We start from the raw sequence: 17,374 nt of genomic DNA on the forward strand, positions 1-17,374 counted from the left end.
TGTCATGCCCCACAATATTGTTGGTCTGGACCATACTCTGATTGGTGTTTCAAACCTTGAGGACGCACGGGAGACCTATCAGCGTCTGGGCTTTACCGTCTCGCCGCGCGGGTCCCATATTGGCTGGGGCACGGCCAATTACTGCATCATGTTCCCGGATGACTATATCGAGTTGCTGGGCATCGTGAACGCGGATCTGGACAGCAATGGGCTGGACAGGCTTCTGGAAGAGCGGGGCGAGGGGTTGCTGGGGTTGGCCCTTGCCACAGACAATGCAGAGGCCACCCACCAGTCCCTGACGCAGGAAGGCTTGGCCCCTGCACCCGTTGCCGACCTGAAGCGCCAATTGGAACTGGAAAGCGGTGCGGTAACCCCGGAATTCAAGCTGGTCCGCTTGCGGACGGAAGGGATGCCCCAGCACAGTTTGTTCTTCTGTCATCACCTGACCCCAGACCTGATCCGTCAGGCGGACTGGATGGTTCATGACAATGGCGCGGACCATATTGCGTCGCTGGTGGTTTTGGTGGATAACCCGACCGAACTCCGGGAATATTATACCCGTCTATGCGGTGTTATTAACGTGACCCAGACGGACAGTACCCTGACCGTGCAAATTGGCCGTCTGAAGCTGATCTTTGTAAATGACAAGGATCTGGACCTGCTGTATCCGGGCCTGACCATTGATGAAGACTGGCCCGAATTCCCTTATCTGCTGGCCATGACAGTGGCGGTGAAGGATCTGGAGGAAACGGGCGCCTATCTTGAAAAGGCAGGCGTACAGGCCCAGAAGATTGCCAATGGCAGCCTTAGAATTCACCCAAAAGATGCCTGCGGTGTTCTTCTTGAATTCAGTCGGGCCTGATCTGACCCCTACTTGATCTGTGCCGCCTGCAGGCGGCACTCAACTTTCTGAAAGAAATTGCATGCTGCGGTCAAGGGCCAGCTTGGCCGCCGCAGCGTTGTAACTGCTCCGCTTGTCGCAGTTGAACCCGTGCTGGGCCTGATAGATATAGGTCCTGACCTCGGGATGGGCGTTCATGATGGTATCCACATCGGTCATGGGGATGGCATGATCCTGATCCCCGAAATGCAGCATGGTCGGAATTTGGGGTTTCTGGTCGATAAGGCCGATTATCCCGCCCCCGTAATAGCCAATGGCCTTGGCAAAGGCCGGGAGGTTGCAGGCCGCGAGATAAGCCAGCCGACCACCCCAGCAATAGCCGATACAGGAGACCGAGCCCACGTCCGCAATGGTCTGGCGGGCGGCCTCGATATCCAGCAGGGCATCCTCATCGCGGATGCTGTTCTTCAGGCGAATGCCCTCTTTCATCCCCGCCTCGTCGTAACCAAGGTCAACATTGCGTTGTTCCCGGTCAAACAGGGCCGGGGCGATGGCGGTGTAGCCGTGGGAGGCGAAGCGGTTGCACACATCCTGAATATGGCCGTTGACGCCAAAGATTTCCTGCAGGATGACCACACCGCCTTTCGGGGTACCGGCTGCAGGGGAAAGATAGGCTTGTAACCTGTGCCCATCGGCTGCGCTGATTTCAATCATCTTTCCCATTGCAGGTCTCCTTTTACTTTTTTGGTTCCACGATCAGCAGAATGCCGTCCACGCCGGTAACGGTGACGGTGCCGCCCGCAGGCATGTCCGGGCCGGATACGGACCACTGGGTATCATCTACATGGATTTTACCCCGACCATTGACAATGGCCTCGGTCAGGTTGAAGTTCCGCCCCACATACTGGGCCCCCCGTTGGTTCAGCTTGAGGTTATCCTCAACACCGGGTTTCTTGCGAAGCAGGCCCTTGACCACCACGATACTGACAACCGAGAAAAGGGCGAACAGGGTCCATTGATATTCCCAGGGCAGGGACGGGAAGGCCAGCACGATAATGCCGACCAGCCCGGCGGAAATCCCCAGCCAAAGCAGGACAAAGGTCGGGGCAAAGATTTCCAGGATCACAAACAGGATCGCAAGGGCCCACCACCCCCAATAGCTGAGGTCGGCAACCCATTGAATGGCGCTTTCAAGCATGACGGTTACTCGCTGCTGGGGACGCTGCCGGTGGATCGCGTACCAGACGAGCCGCCCGTGTTATTATTGCCAAAAACTTCCTTGGCAATGCTGCCAATGCCGCCAAGGCTGCCGATAAGGGCGCTGGCTTCCATGGGCATGAGGACAACCTTGGAGTTGCGGGCAGACCCGATTTCCTTCATGGCTTCCACATATTTCTGGGCAACGAAGTAGTTGATGGACTGCATGTCGCCCTTGGCGATGGCTTCGGACACATCCAGGGTTGCCTTGGCTTCCGCCTGCGCCAGACGCTCGCGGGCCTCGGCGTCACGGTAGGCGGCCTCACGGCGTCCTTCCGCTTCAAGGATCGCGGATTTCTTCTCACCTTCCGCTTTCAGGATTTCAGCCTGACGGAAGCCTTCTGCCTCAAGAACCACGGCCCGTTTTTCCCGTTCCGCCTTCATCTGGCGGGCCATGGCCTCGACAAGGTCAACAGGCGGGGTGATGTCTTTAATCTCGACACGGGTGACCTTGATCCCCCACGGGGTAGAGGCCTGATCGATGACATGGAGAAGCCGGACATTGATGTCGTCACGGTTGCTGAGGGCGTTGTCCAGATCCATGGAGCCAAGGACGGTTCTCAGGTTGGTCTGGGCAAGGTTCTGGACAGCACGTTCCAGATCACGAACCTCATAGGCGGCCTTCGCGGCATCCAGCACCTGATAGAACAGGACACCGTCTACCTCGACCATGGCGTTGTCACGGGTAATGACTTCCTGTGTGGGGATGTCGAGGACCTGTTCCATCATGTTCAGGCGGGCCCCAATACGGTCCACGAAAGGCAGGATCAGGCCCAGACCCGGCGCCAGGCTTCTGGTGTAGCGGCCGAACCTTTCAACGGTGAATTGGGAGCCTTGCGGCACCACGGTAACACCCATAAAGACGACGACGAGTGCGAATATAACCAGAAGAATAACAACAATTGCGAAACCGGACAGGAAATCCATCCTTCTCTCCCCCAAATAAAGGTAACGTGAAAATATGCCTTATGATACCACAAATGAGAGGGCGGTCGAGAAGATAAGGCTCTGAAACCGTTACAGGTTTTTGTCAGACTTCTATCAGGGGAAAGTGAGGGTGGGCCAATCGGGCCATTTGTCCGGAGGGGAGCGATGCGTCAGACCGTCCGGAAAATTCTTGAAAAAGGGAGATGCACTGTATTGGAGGCCGGAACCTCCAATACAGAAAAGCTGGTTTAGTTCGCGAAACGGAAATGCAGGACATCCCCGTCCTGAACCACATATTCCTTGCCTTCCAGACGCATCTGGCCGGCGTCCTTGGCACCCGCTTCACCGTTATGGGTGACATAGGCGTCATAGGCGATGGATTCAGCGCGGATAAAGCCTTTTTCAAAGTCGGTATGGATCACACCGGCGGCCTGCGGGGCCTTCGTCCCGGCGGTAATGGTCCATGCCCGGCATTCCTTGGGGCCCACCGTGAAATAGGTAATCAGGTCCAGAAGTTTGTATCCGGCCTTGATGATCCGGCCAAGACCGGTTTCATTCAATCCCAGATCGGACAGGAACTCGGCGCGTTCCTCGTTATCAAGCTGGGCGACCTCTGCCTCGATGGCGGCGGAAATAACAACGGATTCCGCGCTTTCGGCCTTGGCTTTTTCTTCCACGCGGGCAGACAGTTCGTTGCCGCTGGCAGCGCTGTCCTCGTCCACGTTGCAGACATAAAGGATCGGCTTGGAGGTCAGCAGTTGAAGGTTGCGGAAGGCCCGCTTTTCATCGTCCTGCAGTTCAACCATGCGGGCCGGTTTGCCGTCGCGCAGAACCACCAGTGCCTTGTCGATCAGGGCCTGTGTCTGGATGGCTTCCTTGTCGCCGCCCTTGATTTTCTTGGCTAGGTTTTCCGCGCGCCGTTCCAGACTTTCCAGATCGGCCAGCATCAGTTCCGTTTCAATGGTTTCGGCATCTGAAAGGGGATCGACCTTGCCATCCACATGGGTGATGTCGTCATTTTCAAAGCAGCGAATGACCTGGATAATGGCGTCCACTTCGCGGATATGGGACAGGAACTTGTTGCCAAGACCTTCCCCGCTGGCGGCACCGCGAACCAGTCCGGCGATGTCGACAAATTCAAGCTGGGTCGGGATAATTTCCTTGGAACCGGCGATGGCCGCCAGTTTTTCCATACGCTCGTCCGGGACCGGAACCTGACCGGTGTTTGGCTCGATAGTACAGAACGGGTAGTTTTCCGCAGCGGCCTGCGCCGTTTCGGTCAGAGCATTGAAGAGGGTGGATTTGCCGACATTGGGCAACCCAACGATCCCACATTTAAAGCCCATTGCCAGTCTCCTTACCTTTTGGTTGGGCCCCGCTTTTCTTTTTCGGCGGTGCCGTGTCCAATGCAATCTTGTTCATAAAACCAGCGTCATCCCCGCGGATCATAAGCTCGATATTCCGGGCGACACTGTCGATAATGGTATCGGCGATCTTGCGTTCCTCTTTCGAGAAATCCTTGAGCACATAGCCGGATACAAGGGCCTTGTCCCCCGGATGGCCAATGCCAAGACGAACACGCTGGAAGTTTTTCCCCATATGGGCATCAATGGAACGGATGCCGTTATTGCCCCCGTGACCACCGCCGGTTTTAACCCGGACTTTCCCCATGGGCAGGTCAAGTTCGTCATGCAGGACAATAATATCTTCGGGGGGTATTTTGTAGAAACGGGCGGCCTCACCAACGGAGCGGCCGGACTCGTTCATATAGGTTGTTGGCTTCAGGGCCAGAACCTTTTCATTTCCAATGCGCCCTTCTGCGACAAGACCTTGAAAGCGGATCTTCTCGGGCCCAAAGGAATGGCGGCGGATGATCTCATCCACCGCCAGAAATCCATAATTATGCCGATTATCAGCATATCCCTTGCCGGGGTTGCCGAGGCCAACCAGCAGAATCATTGATCATTCCAATCTTATTCTTCGCCGGCTTCTTCTTCGCCTTCACCTTCGTCGGCTGCGTCGCCCGCACCACCGCTTGGTGCAGCAATCGTAGCAACGGTGAAGTCACGATCGGTGATTGTCGGCTCGGTGCCCTTCGGCAGGGTGAAGTTGGAGATGTGTACGGAATCGCCGATATCGAAGGCAGACAGGTCGATTTCGATTGTTTCCGGGATGTTTCCAGCCGGAACCATCAGTTCAACTTCGTGACGAACAACGTTCAGGACGCCGCCGCGAACCAGACCCTTACAGGCGTCTTCGTTCAGGAAGGTAACCGGAACCATGACGGCAATCTGGGATTTCGCGGAAACACGCAGGAAGTCGACGTGAACCGGAGTGTCCTTAACCGGGTGCAGCTGCAGGTCACGCGGAAGAACGTTGTGTTTGTCCTTGCCAACCTGAACAGTGTAGATGGTGGACAGGAAAGAGCCGGTATTCAGGACTTTGACAAGTTCCTTGGTTTCCAGAGAGATGGAAACAGGGTCTTTCTTGTCACCATAAATAACAGCAGGGGTCCGGCCTTCACGACGAAGTGCACGGGAGGTCCCCTTTCCAACCCGGTCGCGCTTTTCAGCGATCAAAGTTACATTTTCGCTCATTACTTTTCTCCTATTAACGAGCAACACCGGGAGAACTCCCGGTGTCTGGTTGACGTGTGCCTCCAGGGGTGCCCACGCCGGGAAATCCTGTTCGCTTTTAGTCGAACAGGCTGGAAACAGATGTTTCCATTGAAATACGTTTCATTGCCTCACCCAGCAGGGGGGCAACTGAAATCTGGCGCATCTTGTCGGAGACCTTGAAGGCTTCCGTTGCCAGAATACTGTCTGTTGTGACCATTTCATCAAGGGCAGAGCCGTCAATACGGGCGATGGCACCGCCGGACAGCACACCGTGCGTCACGTAACCCACAACGCGCTTGGCCCCTTTTTCCATCAGGGCATTGGCAGCATTGCAAAGGGTTCCGGCGCTGTCGACAATGTCGTCTACCAGAATACAGGTCTGGCCTTGCACGTCCCCGATGATATTCATCACTTCGGAAACACCGGCCTTTTCACGGCGCTTATCAACGATCGCGAGATTTGCGTCAAGCCTTTTGGCGAAGGCACGGGCCCGAACCACACCGCCCACATCAGGGGAAACAATCGTGATATCGCCGCCACGGCCATAATGTTCCTCAACATCGGGAACGATGACGGGCGCGGAAAACAGATTGTCGGTCGGAATATCGAAGAAGCCCTGGATCTGGCCTGCATGCAGGTCCATGGTCAGAACACGGTCGGCGCCGGCTGTGGTGATCAGGTTGGCGACCAGTTTGGCGGAGATCGGGGTTCTGGGTCCCGGTTTCCGATCCTGCCGGGCATAGCCGAAATAGGGCAGGACAGCAGTGATTCGTTTTGCAGAGGCACGTTTCAGTGCGTCAATGCAGACCAGCAGTTCCATCAGGTGGTCGTTTGCCGGATACGATGTCGGCTGGATAAGGAAGAGGTCCTCACCGCGAACATTTTCGTGAATTTCCACGAAAATTTCCATGTCCGAGAAACGACGGACGGCTGCGTCCGTTAAGGGAAGATCGAGATATTTTGCAACAGCTTCAGCCAAGGGGCGATTACTGTTTCCCGCAAGCACTTTCATATGAACGGTCCTTAGGCCAATAAAGGGCTCTGTTCAATCAAACAACAAAGCGTACCGGGCATTGCAAAATGCGGGCTCGGCAGCGGGCGGAACTTACCAAGGGGTAACAGTTCTGTAAACTTTTTATACGCCTGTTTTTGCCCTGATTTATGTTTATTTCAGCTTTTTTTTCGAAAAAACTCCGGTTCAGCTTCCCTGAGTAGTTTCAGGACCCCCCGCGCGCCACCTTTGGCAACGGCAATGGCCACTTCACCCCACGGACCGTTCAGGGTTCCGGCCCTGATTCTGTTCCTTTGTTCAACCTTGCCAATGAATTCGCCATTTCGGCGTTCCAGTTGCCAGCGGATTGTCACCACCTGCGTGCCGCCCATGGGTTTTGTCAGGTCAACCTGACCCTTGACGACATAATTGGCCGTCCAGATGTCCGGTTTTACATCAATGCCGTAGGCCGCAATTTCATCCTGCATGGCAGCAGACAGGGATTCTGACGCATCGCCGGGGGCGGCGGGCAGAACCGGAATGAACAGGGCCGGGGTTTGCATCTGGTCGAAATTGATGCCGGATCCCCCTAGCATGATATCGATTTCACTGGCGGATTTCAGGATCACATCCCGATGATCCGGTTCCTCGAATAGGGGGCCGGGAAGGATGTCCCCGATCTTCTGGCTGGTGATCAGGCCGGACGGGCGTCCTTGCGGGTCCAGGATTTCCCATTCGACAAAGGCCGCATTCTTTTCAAGAAAAACGCGGCTGATAACAGAATAGCGGTTCTCTACAGCCTCGCCGGTAAAGGCGGCAATACCAAGTTCCTGAAGCTGATCCGCAAGATCGGTGGGCAGGTCTTCGGGGCCATTTTCTGTCGGGGCGATATAGAGAGAGGCGCGGGGGCCGGGTGCCGCGCTCCATGTGGCCTTGGCCTCGGGCTGGAAGGGGCGTTCAAGGGGCTGGCAGGCGGCCAGAAAAGCCATCGCCATTGCCGACGCAAGAAGTCCGTAATGTTTCAATCTACAGGGCACAGGTCGCTAGTAATCCCAACAGGCACAAGAAAAGAAAAATCACCAAATGCGGCATGGTTGGTCCTCTATGGTCAACGTCAGGGGAGCCGGGTAGACCCTAAGCGAAATCGGGGATTAAAATCAATGTGAATATGTGCCTATTCCACCAAGGCGATTGCGGAAAGTTGACGACCGTAATCTGGCTCACACCGCTTGGTGGTCCTCCGATAGCTGAAAAAATCCTCTTCATCGGTAAAGGTATCGCGGCAAATCCGGTCCGCATACCCAATTTCCAGACGTTGCAGTTGGGCCAGAACCAGACCGGTCAGGTCGAACAGGTAATGACCCGGTGCTGCCGATCGGGTGAAAAAGGGGCCGACAGGGAAGTCGAGGGCCTTGAAGTGATCCGGGAATTCGGGGCCAACCTCATAGGATGGCTGCTGGATGGCGGGGCCGACAATGGCGCGAATATTTTCCCGTTTGGCCCCGAGGCTGACCATGGCCTCGACCACATTGGCGGAAATGTTGCCGCACGCCCCTTTCCAGCCGGAATGGGCCGCGCCAATCACGCGGGCGGTGGGATCGGCAAACAGCACCGGAACACAATCGGCTGTCAGGATGCCAAGGGCGATGCCGGGCCGATCGGTCACAAGGGCGTCGGCCTTTTCCGGGCCTGTCTGTTCCTTGCCGCGGGACAGGGTGACCACATCGGCACTATGCACCTGATGGACTCCGACCAGATTTTTTCCCGAAAGGCCAAGGCGCTGCATGGCAATATTGCGGTTTTCAAGAACCCGGTCAGGAAGGTCGTCAGAACCAAGGCCGCAGTTCAGGCCGCGATAGATACCCTCGGACACGCCGCCTTCGCGGGTGAAGAAACCATGGGTCAGTCCGTCTTGCTCAAGTGCGGCATGTGTGATCATCTTATTCCTCGAAACCGGCGGGTGGGGCGGTCATTCCGGCATGGAATGTCAGAGCCTTGAACAGGGTTCCCATTTCCTCGGCGCTGACCAGCCGGCGGTGATCTGACCGCAATTTGTCGGCTTGCTCCGTGGTGGCATTCCGGAGCAGGGTGAGGACGCGGGCCTCGATGCCCAGACGTTCCAGAAACCGTCCCTGTGTGGTAATCGGCGCCGCAATGCAGCCTGCTTTCTGCGCTGCTTGGGCCAGATCCTGAAAATGAACATGGGCTGTCAGGTCCGCCGTGCCGGGGGCGGCAAGCGGGTCCGTGAAACGGTGGTCTTTCAGGGCTTGGAAACTGTCGCCAAAACGATCCTGCAACGGGCCATAGTCAAGGACCAGAGCAGCCCCCCGGTTCGCGGTGATGGTCTGTCCCATTCGGGTGACAATTTGCGCTGCTTCCGGGTTGATTTCAAAAACAGTCCCATCCGTCAGGGTCGCGGGGTCGGGAAGACCGTGTTCATCCGGGGATGGGATGGCCGCCCCAAGACAATAGGCAAACCCGTCGCCGTCCGTTGTGACCAGACGTTCATGCCATTCGCCGCCAAGGATTTCATATTGGCGGATCGGCAGGGCATCGAAGAATTCATTGGCAATATAGAGAACCGGTGCATCCCCAAGGTCGGGCAGTTCGGTGTGCCAGTTCAGGGTCGGGTGCTTTACCCGGTCTTTCTGAATGCGGGTCAGGCGGGCACTGGTCTCGACCATATGGACGGAGGCAGCCTTCAGAAAGTCGGGGACAATCCGCGCACTTCTGAGGGCATCCGCCATCAGGGTGCCGTTGCCGGGGCCAAGTTCCACAAGGTGAAAGCGGGACGGAGCCCCCAGCTTGGCCCAGCAATCCACACACCAGAGGCCGATCAACTCCCCAAACATCTGGCTGATTTCCGGGGCGGTGATAAAATCGCCCTGCTGCCCGAACGGGGTTGCAGATTGATAATATCCATGCGCCGGATGGGACAGGCTTTCCTGCATGAATGTGTACAGGGACAGGGGGCCGTCAGACTGAATGCGTGCTTTCAGGATGTCGGCAAGGGCGCTCATGCTTTTACATTCTTCGGCCGGAGGATCAGATACAGGCCGATGACGATCATGGGCAGGGACAGAAGCTGCCCCATGGTCGTGCCGCCGGCAAGGAAACCAAGATGGGCGTCCGGTTGGCGGAACAGTTCGACAAAGCCGCGCGCCGCCGCATATCCCACCAGAAACAGACCGGTCAGCACGCCCGGCTTATCCGCGAGCGAGGTTCGGCGCACCCAAAGCAGGATGGCGAACAACAGGGCCCCTTCCAGCAAGGCTTCGTAAAGCTGGCTGGGATGGCGGGGCAGGGGGCCGCCGTTGGGGAATACCATGGCCCACGGCACATCACTTGTCCGGCCGAACAGTTCCCCGTTGATAAAGTTGGCGATCCGCCCGAAAAATAGGCCGACGGGCGCTACCAGTGACAGCATGTCCGCAAGGGCCAGCGTCGGGATATCCCGTTTTCTGCAGAACAGGAAGGCCGCGACCACAACCCCCAGAAATCCGCCGTGGAAGGACATGCCGCCCTGCCAGACCATCAGGATTTCCGACGGGTTTGCGAAATAGAAGGCGGGTTTGTAAAACAGCACATATCCCAGTCGTCCGCCCAGAACAACGCCAAGGGTGGCCCATACAAGGAAGTCATCCACATCTTTGACCGAAACGGCGGATCCGGGGGCCGCCGCAAAGCGCATCATCAGCCGCCACCCGATGACGAGGCCGGCAATATAGGCCAGGGCGTACCACCGAATGGCAAACGGCCCGATCTGAAGCAGAACCGGGTCGATTTCGGGGAAGGCCAGGGCGAGAAACTGTGTAGAAAATGTCATGTCTGAGATATATAAAGGGTTGGAAAGGGAGTGCAACCCTGTCTTTGCCCGGCAAGGGCTATTCTTTGGGTTTGCCTTCTGTCATGTGAGAGGTCATATTGCCGCCACGGATCGAAAGGAGACACCATGCAAACAACTTCACGGATGTTCGATGACCTGGCCAGACTGGCGTCAGGGGCGGTTGGTACAGCACACGGCATCAAGGCCGAATGGGAAAATATCCTTCACCAGCGGATGGAGCGCATGGTTGGGGAGATGAACCTTGTCCCCCGCGAAGAGTTCGATGCCGTCAAGGAAATGGTCGTAAAGCTGGTCGACAAGGTGGACGCTCAGGCAGAACAGATTGCGGAACTGGAAGCCCGTCTGGCGGCGGCATCCGCGTCCCCGGCTCCGGCGAAGAAAGCCTCCGGGAAAACAGCGGCACGCCCTGCCCCGAAAAGCACCGGGAAGGCCGACAAGGCAGACGACTGATTTCCTGCTGATGTCCCGCTGACCCGCCCGCGAGGGCGGGTCCGGTTATCCACAGAAAATTTTATGACAGATTGAGATCATGGTTGCGTCCGGCTTTAAGGCGGATTACGCTAAATCTATGGTTTGTCTTGCGACAATCCACAACATATGGCCTTTGTAGCATTCCTGACCGGTTGCGGTATGAGCCAATATGCATGGCGACTACCGGAAGGGCTTTTCTGAAAGGAGTTACGCCATGACCTCTCTGTATCTCTCTCATGAAGAATTCGAGGACAGCAATCCACTTGATCTGGTCGAAACCATTATTTCGGCCAATGACTGGTCGTTTGAGCGCCAGGGCAGCAACGAGTTGACGGTTGGTGTGGAAGGAAGCTGGTGCCAGTATCATCTTTGGTTTTCGTGGCGGGCCGATATTCGGGCCATACATTTTTCCTGTGCCTATGACGTGAAGGTGCCTGACCGGAAATACGGCCAGGTCTATGAATTGCTGGCGCGGGTGAACGAGCGGCTGTTCGTGGGCCATTTCGATACATGGCGGGAAGAGGGGTTGATCCTGTTCCGGCATGCGCTTCTGTTGAACGAGAACTGCGAGGTCACCGACGGGCAGATTGCCAATCTTGTGGAAATCGGCATGAGCGAACTGGAAAAATTCTATCCGGCCTTGCAGTTTTGTCTCTGGGGAGGGCACACTCCCGAGCAGGCCATTGAGGCCGCAATGCTTGAAACAATGGGTGAAGCCTGAAGATGACAGTATCTATTACATTGGTCGGGTGCGGCAATATGGGCCGTGCCATGCTGGGGGGCTGGATTGAACAGAATGTCAAACCAAACGACATTCTGGTTGTGGATCCGTCCGTCGATAATCTGGAAATTGCCGGGAAGTCCGGGTGCAGGACACTGACCTCTCCGCTGTTGATCGAAGAGGGGTATCAATCCGATGTGATTGTCTTTGCCGTCAAGCCACAGGTGATGACAGACGTGATCCCCGCCTATCAGGCGCTGATTGATAAGGGCGCCCTTGTTATTTCCATCGCGGCGGGAACCCGGATTTCCGTATTCGAGGAAAGCTTTGGCGAGGATGCGGCCATTATCCGAACCATGCCCAACACCCCCGCCGCCATTCGCCGCGGGATGCTGGTGTCGGTTGGCAACAGCAAGGTCACGGACCATCACAGGAAAATCTGCGATATCCTGATGAATGCCATCGGAACCACTGCCTGGGTTGAGGAAGAAGGGTTGATGGATGCGGTGACCGGCCTGTCCGGGTCGGGCCCGGCTTATGTGTTCCACATGATCGAGGCCATGATCGCAGCGGGTGTCAGTGCGGGGCTGCCGGAAGATCTTGCCAGAACCCTTGCGAAGACGACCGTGTCCGGAGCGGCGGAACTGGCCATTTCCTCTGCCGAGCCGGTGGATGTCCTCAGAAAGAATGTGACAAGCCCCAACGGAACCACCGCAGCCGGGTTGGCGGTCTTGATGGGCGGCAATGCCCTGACCGACCTGATGACCCGAACCGTTGCCGCCGCAACAGAGCGGTCACGGGAATTGGGATAAAAATTACACTTTAAAGTTGTTTTCCTCCTCCTATATTCATGCTTTTAAGGAGGAGCCGGATGACAGAAGAAACTGAAGCAGGGCCGGCAGCCGGGGCAACCGGTGCCGCCCCGGCCGTTGGTGGCCCCACCATGGCCGGGAAAATGCTTGTTCCCGACATGACCCCTTTCACCATCGATCAGACGGCCAACCTGCAGAAGATGGTGGAAGCGAACCAGTTCATGTCTGCCGGGCTGCAGGAAATTGTCGCCGCCCAGAGGGAAGCCTTGCAAAGCATCCTGAAAGGATTTGAAACAGACCTGCAATCCAGTCGTTCCGCGGCGGGGCAACCCGCTGGCACCCTGCCAGGACTGGACCCGCAATTGACGGCATTTGCCGCCGCCATGGATAATTTCGGAGCGACGGCAACAGGCTTCAATGCGGCAACAACCAGGAATTTTGAAACCCTCGGACAATCCATCACCGCCTCGCTCGCAAAGATTGAAGAGGTGGCGATAAAATTTTCAGGTGGTTGATCTGGCGTCCGGGAACGGTCACTATCCCCATTGGAATATAGTCTCAAAAGCAGAGGGATAGAGGTATGAAGCAGGAAGACGAAATCGGATTTGAGGACTTTCTGAAAGTGGATATTCGTGTGGGGCAGGTGGTATCGGCAGAAGCCTTTCCAGAGGCCAGAAAACCTGCTTTCAAACTGTATATGGATTTCGGGCCGGAGATCGGCATCCGCAAGAGTTCCGCACAGATCACCGATCTTTATACGCTGGAAGACCTTGTCGGGCGCCGTGTAGCCGCCGTTGTCAATTTCCCGCCGCGCCAGATCGGGCCCTTTATGTCGGAAGTGCTGGTACTGGGATTTTCCGATGCGGAAGGTCGGATTTCACTGGTCAAACCAGACCATGAGGTCCCGCTTGGCGCCCGACTTCACTGAGTGCTGAAAACGGACAAGGAGTAGTCCTGTGACAGAGACGCCTGAGATGCCGCCCCCGCCGGATTTGTCTGCGGTTTTTGAGGAGCAGCAGAAAAAGCTGAGCGAGGCCTATGCCGCCTCGCAGCAGGCGTTTCAGGTGTTCAGCCAGCGGGATGCGGAGATTGGCGCCCTGACCGCCAAATATCAGGAAGAAATGATCAAGGTGCTGACCATTGCCAAGGCAGTGCAAAATCCGCCCATGGCCATCGCCTCGATCCCGGTTGTTCTGGCGGCGGCCAATCAGGCGTTCGCCCTTGCCCCTGTTGCTGACCTGAAATTGAAGACCACGATCGAGGCGGCTTTCGCCCCTTTCAAGGGCTGACCGGGGTCAGTGGGGGAATAACAGTTCGACCCTGAGGCCGCCTTGCGGGGAATCCCCCAGCCGGATTTGCCCGCCATGTCCGTGCACCACATCCCGGGCGATGGTCATGCCAAGGCCGCTGCCCCCGGTTTCCGAGTTGCGGGACGTATCCATGCGATAGAACGGCTTGAAGACCTTCCCCCGCTGGGAGGCCGGAATGCCGGGACCGTCATCATCCACGGTGATATAGGCAAGGTTCCGGGTGTCCTTGGCATCGATCCACACATGATTGGCGTAGCGGCGGGCATTTTCGGTCAGGTTCGTCAGGCACCGCTTGAAGCTGTTGGGACGCACATTGGCAGTAATGTTGGATGCACAGGTCAGGGTGATATCCATGCCCTGTCGCCGTCCATTCTCGACCACTTCCTGAATAAGGTCTGACAGGTTTACGGTTTGGACGGCTTCCGCCTCCTGACCACGGGCAAAGGACAGATATCCCTCGACCATATTGCGCATGTCTTCCACATCGCCTTGCAGGCTTTTGGTCGCTTCGTCCTGACCCATCATTTCAAGCTGCAGCTTCATGCGGGTCAACGGGGTGCGGAGATCGTGGCTGACGCCTGCCAGCATTTCCGTGCGCTGCGTAATCTGGCGCAGAATGCGGTGTTTCATGTCGTGGAACGCCTTGGACGCCAGGCGAATTTCCTGAGCGCCGCTTGGCTTGAAGTCTTCCACATCCTGTCCCTTGCCGAACTTCTCGGCCGCATAGGCCAGTTGCCGGATCGGGCGCATCTGGTTGCGGAGGAAAATGAGGGCAATCCCGAGAAGCGCCAGCGAGATCCCGACCATCCACATGACAAAAATATAGGTCGTGGTCGAGAAGAGCCGCTTGTCCCGGACAATGACCTGCAGCACGTCGTTTGGCAGTTGAACGCGGATCACCATGCTTTCCAGACGGTCATTGTTGCGGATGGTGAAATCGCGGCCGGGCAGGCTTTCGTGCAGGGCGCGGGCCAGATGCCGTTCCAGAAAGCCGTAATGTTCCTGTGTGCCGGCGGGGATCGACAGGCGTTCCCCTTTCTCGAAGCTGATGGCAAGGCGCATCTGGGTGCGGGCCATCCCGAGGATACTGGCCTCGGCCTCTTCACCGGGGAAGCGGTCGGTCAGCGAGATAACCGCCGCAACCTCACCGGCCACCCCTTGGGCAAGGCGCCGTGCCACATCATCCCAGTGCCGTTCGTAAAAGATATAGGTAACCAGAATTTGCAGGAAGATGATGGGCAGCACCACAATCAGCAGGGACCGGGCGAACAGGGTTCGCGGCATCAGCTTCTTCAGGAAATTGAATTTCAGAACTCGTACCTTCATGGGGTCTGTCTCTTACGCTCTGTCCTGTTGCGGGTCAGTCCGCCCATAACACGTATCCCTCACCGCGAACGGTTTGTAAATATCGTGGGTTTTTGGGGTCTTCCTCGATCTTGCGCCGCAGCCGTGTAATCTGGACATCAACGGCCCGCCCCTGTGTGTCGCTGGAGACGGATAACTGGTCCCGGCTGATGGTAACGCCCGGGTTGGCGGCAAGGGTCTTTAACAAGCCCTGTTCGCTGGAGGTCAGGTTGATGATGGTACCATCCCTGAGTAGCTCCCCCCGTGTCAGATCAAAGGTGAAGGGGCCAAAACCGATTTCCGAAACGGTTTCCTGACGGGCGCGTCTCAGGATGGCCTCGATCCGCAACAGCAATTCCCTCGGCTCGAACGGTTTGGTCAGATAATCGTCCACCCCGGCTTCCAACCCGTCAATGCGGTCCCCGGCTTCCGCCATTGCGGTCAGCATCAGGATGGCCACGCCATTGTTGGCCCGCGCCGTTGTGCGGATATCACGGGCCAGCGACAACCCGTCCTTCCCCGGCATCATACGGTCCAGCACGATCAGGTCGAAGGTCAGGCCGGACAGCTTCCGCCACGCGTCCTCTGCGTTGGATGCGGCGGACACACGATATCCGTTGTCTGACAGATACTTCTTCAGAAGCGAGGCCAGTCTGGCATCGTCGTCAACCACCAGAATATGGGGAGCATTGTCTTGCATGGGGTTCTCGCTGCCGGATACTAGTTTCCAAGAATGCGTTTCAGGACGGTTTCCCGGTCTTCTTCATTGATCAGCCCGGACAGCACCTGCCGGTACCCCGCGACGGCCTCGCCGCCTGCTTCGCGAAAGGCTTTGGCAACCAGATTGCGCTGCTCCTCGCTCAGCTTGTGCTCAAGCGCCTGCCCCTTCTCGGTCAGGTAAAGAAGGCGCTGGCGGCGATCTGTCACACCCGGCCGCTGCTCGATGAAGCCGCGTTCAACAAGGGCGTTCAAAACCCGGCTCAGGCTTTGCTTGGTAATGCGCAGGATATCCAGAAGTTCGGAAACGGATATGCCCTGATTGCGCCAGACAAAGTGAATGACCCGGTGATGGGCGCGCCCGAAATTATATTCTTTCAGAATTTTGTCCGGCCCTGCGGTGAAATCCCGATAAGCAAAAAACAGCAGTTCTATACATTGTCGCAGTTCCTCCTCTCGCAGGAAGAGGGGACTGGCACCAGATTTTACGTCAGCCATGTTGACTTAAATTTCTCATAATGTTACCAATATCAAGTTCGATTCGAAAGAAACGTACCCTATGCGTGAAAATATGAACACATTATAACTCAAGGTGTTGAAAAATGGATACCGCCTCCTTTGCCGATCGTGATGGCTATATTTGGTTTAATGGTGAACTTGTTCCGTGGCGTGACGCCAACGTGCATGTTCTCACCCACGGATTGCATTATGCCAGTAGTGTGTTCGAAGGGGAACGGGTCTATGACGGAGAAATTTTCAAACTCACCGAGCATAGTGAGCGTTTGATCAAGTCCGCAGAAATCCTTGGGTTTGATATTGGTCTGACCGTTGAGGAGATCAACAAGGCCTGTCTTGAGACTGTGGCTGCCAACAAAATCGTTGATGGATATATCCGTCCGATCGCCTGGCGCGGGTCCGAGATGATGGGTGTTTCCGCCCAGCAGAGCAAGATCAACTTCGCCGTTGCCGCTTGGGTCTGGCCGAGCTATTTCGACGCGGAAACAAAAATGAAGGGCATTCGCCTGAAACTGTCCGACTGGAAGCGTCCGTCCCCGGAAACCATCCCGACCCAGTCCAAGGCGGCAGGGCTGTACATGATCTGTACGCTCAGCAAGCACAAGGCCGAGTCAGAAGGGTATGACGATGCGGTCATGCTGGACTATCGCGGACGGGTGGCTGAGGCAACCGGCGCCAATATCTTCTTCACCAAGGGCGGTGTCCTTTATACTCCGACTCCGGATTGCTTCCTTGACGGGATTACCCGCCGGACCGTTATCGACCTTGCCCGCGCCCGTGGTATCGAGGTGGTCGAGAAGGCCATCATGCCGGAGGAAATGGCCGATTTCGAGGAATGCTTCCTGACCGGTACCGCCGCAGAGGTAACGCCGGTGGGGTCCATCGACAAATACACCTTCACGCCGGGTCCGATCTGTGAACAGTTGATCACGGATTACGAGAACTGTGTTCGTCGGCGGGCTGCTGCGTAAACCAACGCGCTCAAAAGCCTGAAACAGTGAT

Annotated in this window: 22 protein-coding genes; 8 read left to right on the forward strand and 14 right to left on the reverse strand. The window is 56.6% G+C overall.

Going from position 1 to position 17,374, the window contains the following annotated elements:
• The first annotated feature begins 4 nt into the window (after positions 1 to 4).
• Positions 5 to 862 carry a VOC family protein gene (locus tag FQB27_RS07425; protein ID WP_169560276.1) on the forward strand — a complete coding sequence of 286 codons (858 nt, stop codon included), beginning with the start codon at positions 5 to 7 and terminating at the stop codon, positions 860 to 862.
• A 39-nt stretch (positions 863 to 901) separates the two neighbouring features.
• Here FQB27_RS07425 and FQB27_RS07430 read toward each other — a convergent pair whose 3' ends face one another.
• The 11 genes from FQB27_RS07430 to lgt all read right to left on the reverse strand — a co-directional run bounded on the left by FQB27_RS07430 (position 902) and on the right by lgt (position 10,460).
• Positions 902 to 1,564 (reverse strand): dienelactone hydrolase family protein, encoded by a 663-nt coding sequence (locus tag FQB27_RS07430; RefSeq protein WP_169560277.1) that lies wholly within the window; start codon positions 1,562 to 1,564, stop codon positions 902 to 904.
• A gap of 13 nt (positions 1,565 to 1,577) precedes the next feature.
• A complete protein-coding gene (locus tag FQB27_RS07435; protein WP_169560278.1) occupies positions 1,578 to 2,039 on the reverse strand; it encodes an NfeD family protein in 462 nt (153 codons plus the stop codon).
• Between the two features lie 5 nt (positions 2,040 to 2,044).
• Positions 2,045 to 3,016, reverse strand: coding sequence for an SPFH domain-containing protein (locus FQB27_RS07440; RefSeq protein ID WP_348540525.1), 972 nt, complete (start codon positions 3,014 to 3,016; stop codon positions 2,045 to 2,047).
• Between the two features lie 257 nt (positions 3,017 to 3,273).
• Entirely contained in the window at positions 3,274 to 4,371 is a 1,098-nt protein-coding gene (gene ychF / locus FQB27_RS07445) for a redox-regulated ATPase YchF (RefSeq protein ID WP_169560280.1), read from the reverse strand.
• The gene (pth, locus tag FQB27_RS07450; RefSeq protein WP_169560281.1) at positions 4,361 to 4,984 is read right to left on the reverse strand and encodes an aminoacyl-tRNA hydrolase; all 624 of its coding nucleotides are present in this window, start codon (positions 4,982 to 4,984) and stop codon (positions 4,361 to 4,363) included. Before pth ends, ychF begins: the two co-directional genes overlap by 11 nt.
• A 14-nt stretch (positions 4,985 to 4,998) precedes the next feature.
• Positions 4,999 to 5,622 carry a 50S ribosomal protein L25/general stress protein Ctc gene (locus FQB27_RS07455; protein ID WP_169560282.1) on the reverse strand — a complete coding sequence of 208 codons (624 nt, stop codon included), beginning with the start codon at positions 5,620 to 5,622 and terminating at the stop codon, positions 4,999 to 5,001.
• Positions 5,623 to 5,719: 97 nt separating this feature from the next.
• The gene (locus tag FQB27_RS07460; protein ID WP_169560283.1) at positions 5,720 to 6,655 is read right to left on the reverse strand and encodes a ribose-phosphate pyrophosphokinase; all 936 of its coding nucleotides are present in this window, start codon (positions 6,653 to 6,655) and stop codon (positions 5,720 to 5,722) included.
• A gap of 158 nt (positions 6,656 to 6,813) precedes the next feature.
• Positions 6,814 to 7,629 carry a hypothetical protein gene (locus FQB27_RS07465; protein WP_169560284.1) on the reverse strand — a complete coding sequence of 272 codons (816 nt, stop codon included), beginning with the start codon at positions 7,627 to 7,629 and terminating at the stop codon, positions 6,814 to 6,816.
• A gap of 179 nt (positions 7,630 to 7,808) precedes the next feature.
• Positions 7,809 to 8,573 (reverse strand): peptidoglycan editing factor PgeF, encoded by a 765-nt coding sequence (gene pgeF, locus FQB27_RS07470; RefSeq protein WP_169560285.1) that lies wholly within the window; start codon positions 8,571 to 8,573, stop codon positions 7,809 to 7,811.
• Position 8,574: 1 nt separating this feature from the next.
• Positions 8,575 to 9,654, reverse strand: a complete 1,080-nt coding sequence (locus FQB27_RS07475) for a class I SAM-dependent methyltransferase (RefSeq protein ID WP_169560286.1) — start codon at positions 9,652 to 9,654, stop codon at positions 8,575 to 8,577.
• Positions 9,651 to 10,460, reverse strand: a complete 810-nt coding sequence (lgt, locus tag FQB27_RS07480; RefSeq protein ID WP_169560287.1) for a prolipoprotein diacylglyceryl transferase — start codon at positions 10,458 to 10,460, stop codon at positions 9,651 to 9,653. Before lgt ends, FQB27_RS07475 begins: the two co-directional genes overlap by 4 nt.
• A gap of 126 nt (positions 10,461 to 10,586) precedes the next feature.
• Between lgt and FQB27_RS07485 the strand changes: the two genes are divergently transcribed.
• The 6 genes from FQB27_RS07485 to FQB27_RS07510 all read left to right on the forward strand — a co-directional run bounded on the left by FQB27_RS07485 (position 10,587) and on the right by FQB27_RS07510 (position 13,774).
• Positions 10,587 to 10,931 (forward strand): accessory factor UbiK family protein, encoded by a 345-nt coding sequence (locus FQB27_RS07485; protein WP_169560288.1) that lies wholly within the window; start codon positions 10,587 to 10,589, stop codon positions 10,929 to 10,931.
• Positions 10,932 to 11,166: 235 nt separating this feature from the next.
• Positions 11,167 to 11,673 carry a type III secretion system chaperone family protein gene (locus tag FQB27_RS07490; protein WP_169560289.1) on the forward strand — a complete coding sequence of 169 codons (507 nt, stop codon included), beginning with the start codon at positions 11,167 to 11,169 and terminating at the stop codon, positions 11,671 to 11,673.
• Between the two features lie 2 nt (positions 11,674 to 11,675).
• Positions 11,676 to 12,485 carry a pyrroline-5-carboxylate reductase gene (gene proC / locus FQB27_RS07495; protein ID WP_169560290.1) on the forward strand — a complete coding sequence of 270 codons (810 nt, stop codon included), beginning with the start codon at positions 11,676 to 11,678 and terminating at the stop codon, positions 12,483 to 12,485.
• Positions 12,486 to 12,544: 59 nt separating this feature from the next.
• A complete protein-coding gene (locus FQB27_RS07500) occupies positions 12,545 to 13,000 on the forward strand; it encodes a hypothetical protein (RefSeq protein ID WP_169560291.1) in 456 nt (151 codons plus the stop codon).
• A gap of 65 nt (positions 13,001 to 13,065) precedes the next feature.
• A complete protein-coding gene (locus FQB27_RS07505; RefSeq protein WP_169560292.1) occupies positions 13,066 to 13,413 on the forward strand; it encodes a tRNA-binding protein in 348 nt (115 codons plus the stop codon).
• 28 nt (positions 13,414 to 13,441) lie between these two features.
• Positions 13,442 to 13,774 (forward strand): hypothetical protein, encoded by a 333-nt coding sequence (locus FQB27_RS07510; protein ID WP_169560293.1) that lies wholly within the window; start codon positions 13,442 to 13,444, stop codon positions 13,772 to 13,774.
• 6 nt (positions 13,775 to 13,780) lie between these two features.
• On the opposite strand, the gene FQB27_RS07515 is transcribed toward FQB27_RS07510, so the two are convergent.
• Genes FQB27_RS07515 through FQB27_RS07525 form a run of 3 tightly spaced genes read right to left on the reverse strand, consistent with a single transcriptional unit; the run spans position 13,781 to position 16,354 of the window.
• On the reverse strand, positions 13,781 to 15,121 hold the full coding sequence (locus FQB27_RS07515) for an ATP-binding protein (RefSeq protein ID WP_169560294.1): 1,341 nt from the start codon (positions 15,119 to 15,121) through the stop codon (positions 13,781 to 13,783).
• A 34-nt stretch (positions 15,122 to 15,155) separates the two neighbouring features.
• The gene (locus tag FQB27_RS07520; RefSeq protein WP_169560295.1) at positions 15,156 to 15,839 is read right to left on the reverse strand and encodes a response regulator; all 684 of its coding nucleotides are present in this window, start codon (positions 15,837 to 15,839) and stop codon (positions 15,156 to 15,158) included.
• Positions 15,840 to 15,859: 20 nt separating this feature from the next.
• Entirely contained in the window at positions 15,860 to 16,354 is a 495-nt protein-coding gene (locus FQB27_RS07525; RefSeq protein ID WP_169560296.1) for a MarR family winged helix-turn-helix transcriptional regulator, read from the reverse strand.
• 104 nt (positions 16,355 to 16,458) lie between these two features.
• On the opposite strand from FQB27_RS07525, the gene FQB27_RS07530 reads away from it, so the two are divergent.
• Positions 16,459 to 17,343 carry a branched-chain amino acid aminotransferase gene (locus FQB27_RS07530; protein WP_169560297.1) on the forward strand — a complete coding sequence of 295 codons (885 nt, stop codon included), beginning with the start codon at positions 16,459 to 16,461 and terminating at the stop codon, positions 17,341 to 17,343.
• Positions 17,344 to 17,374 lie beyond the last annotated feature (31 nt).

The organism is Sneathiella chinensis, from assembly GCF_012720115.1.
Taxonomy (GTDB): domain Bacteria; phylum Pseudomonadota; class Alphaproteobacteria; order Sneathiellales; family Sneathiellaceae; genus Sneathiella; species Sneathiella chinensis.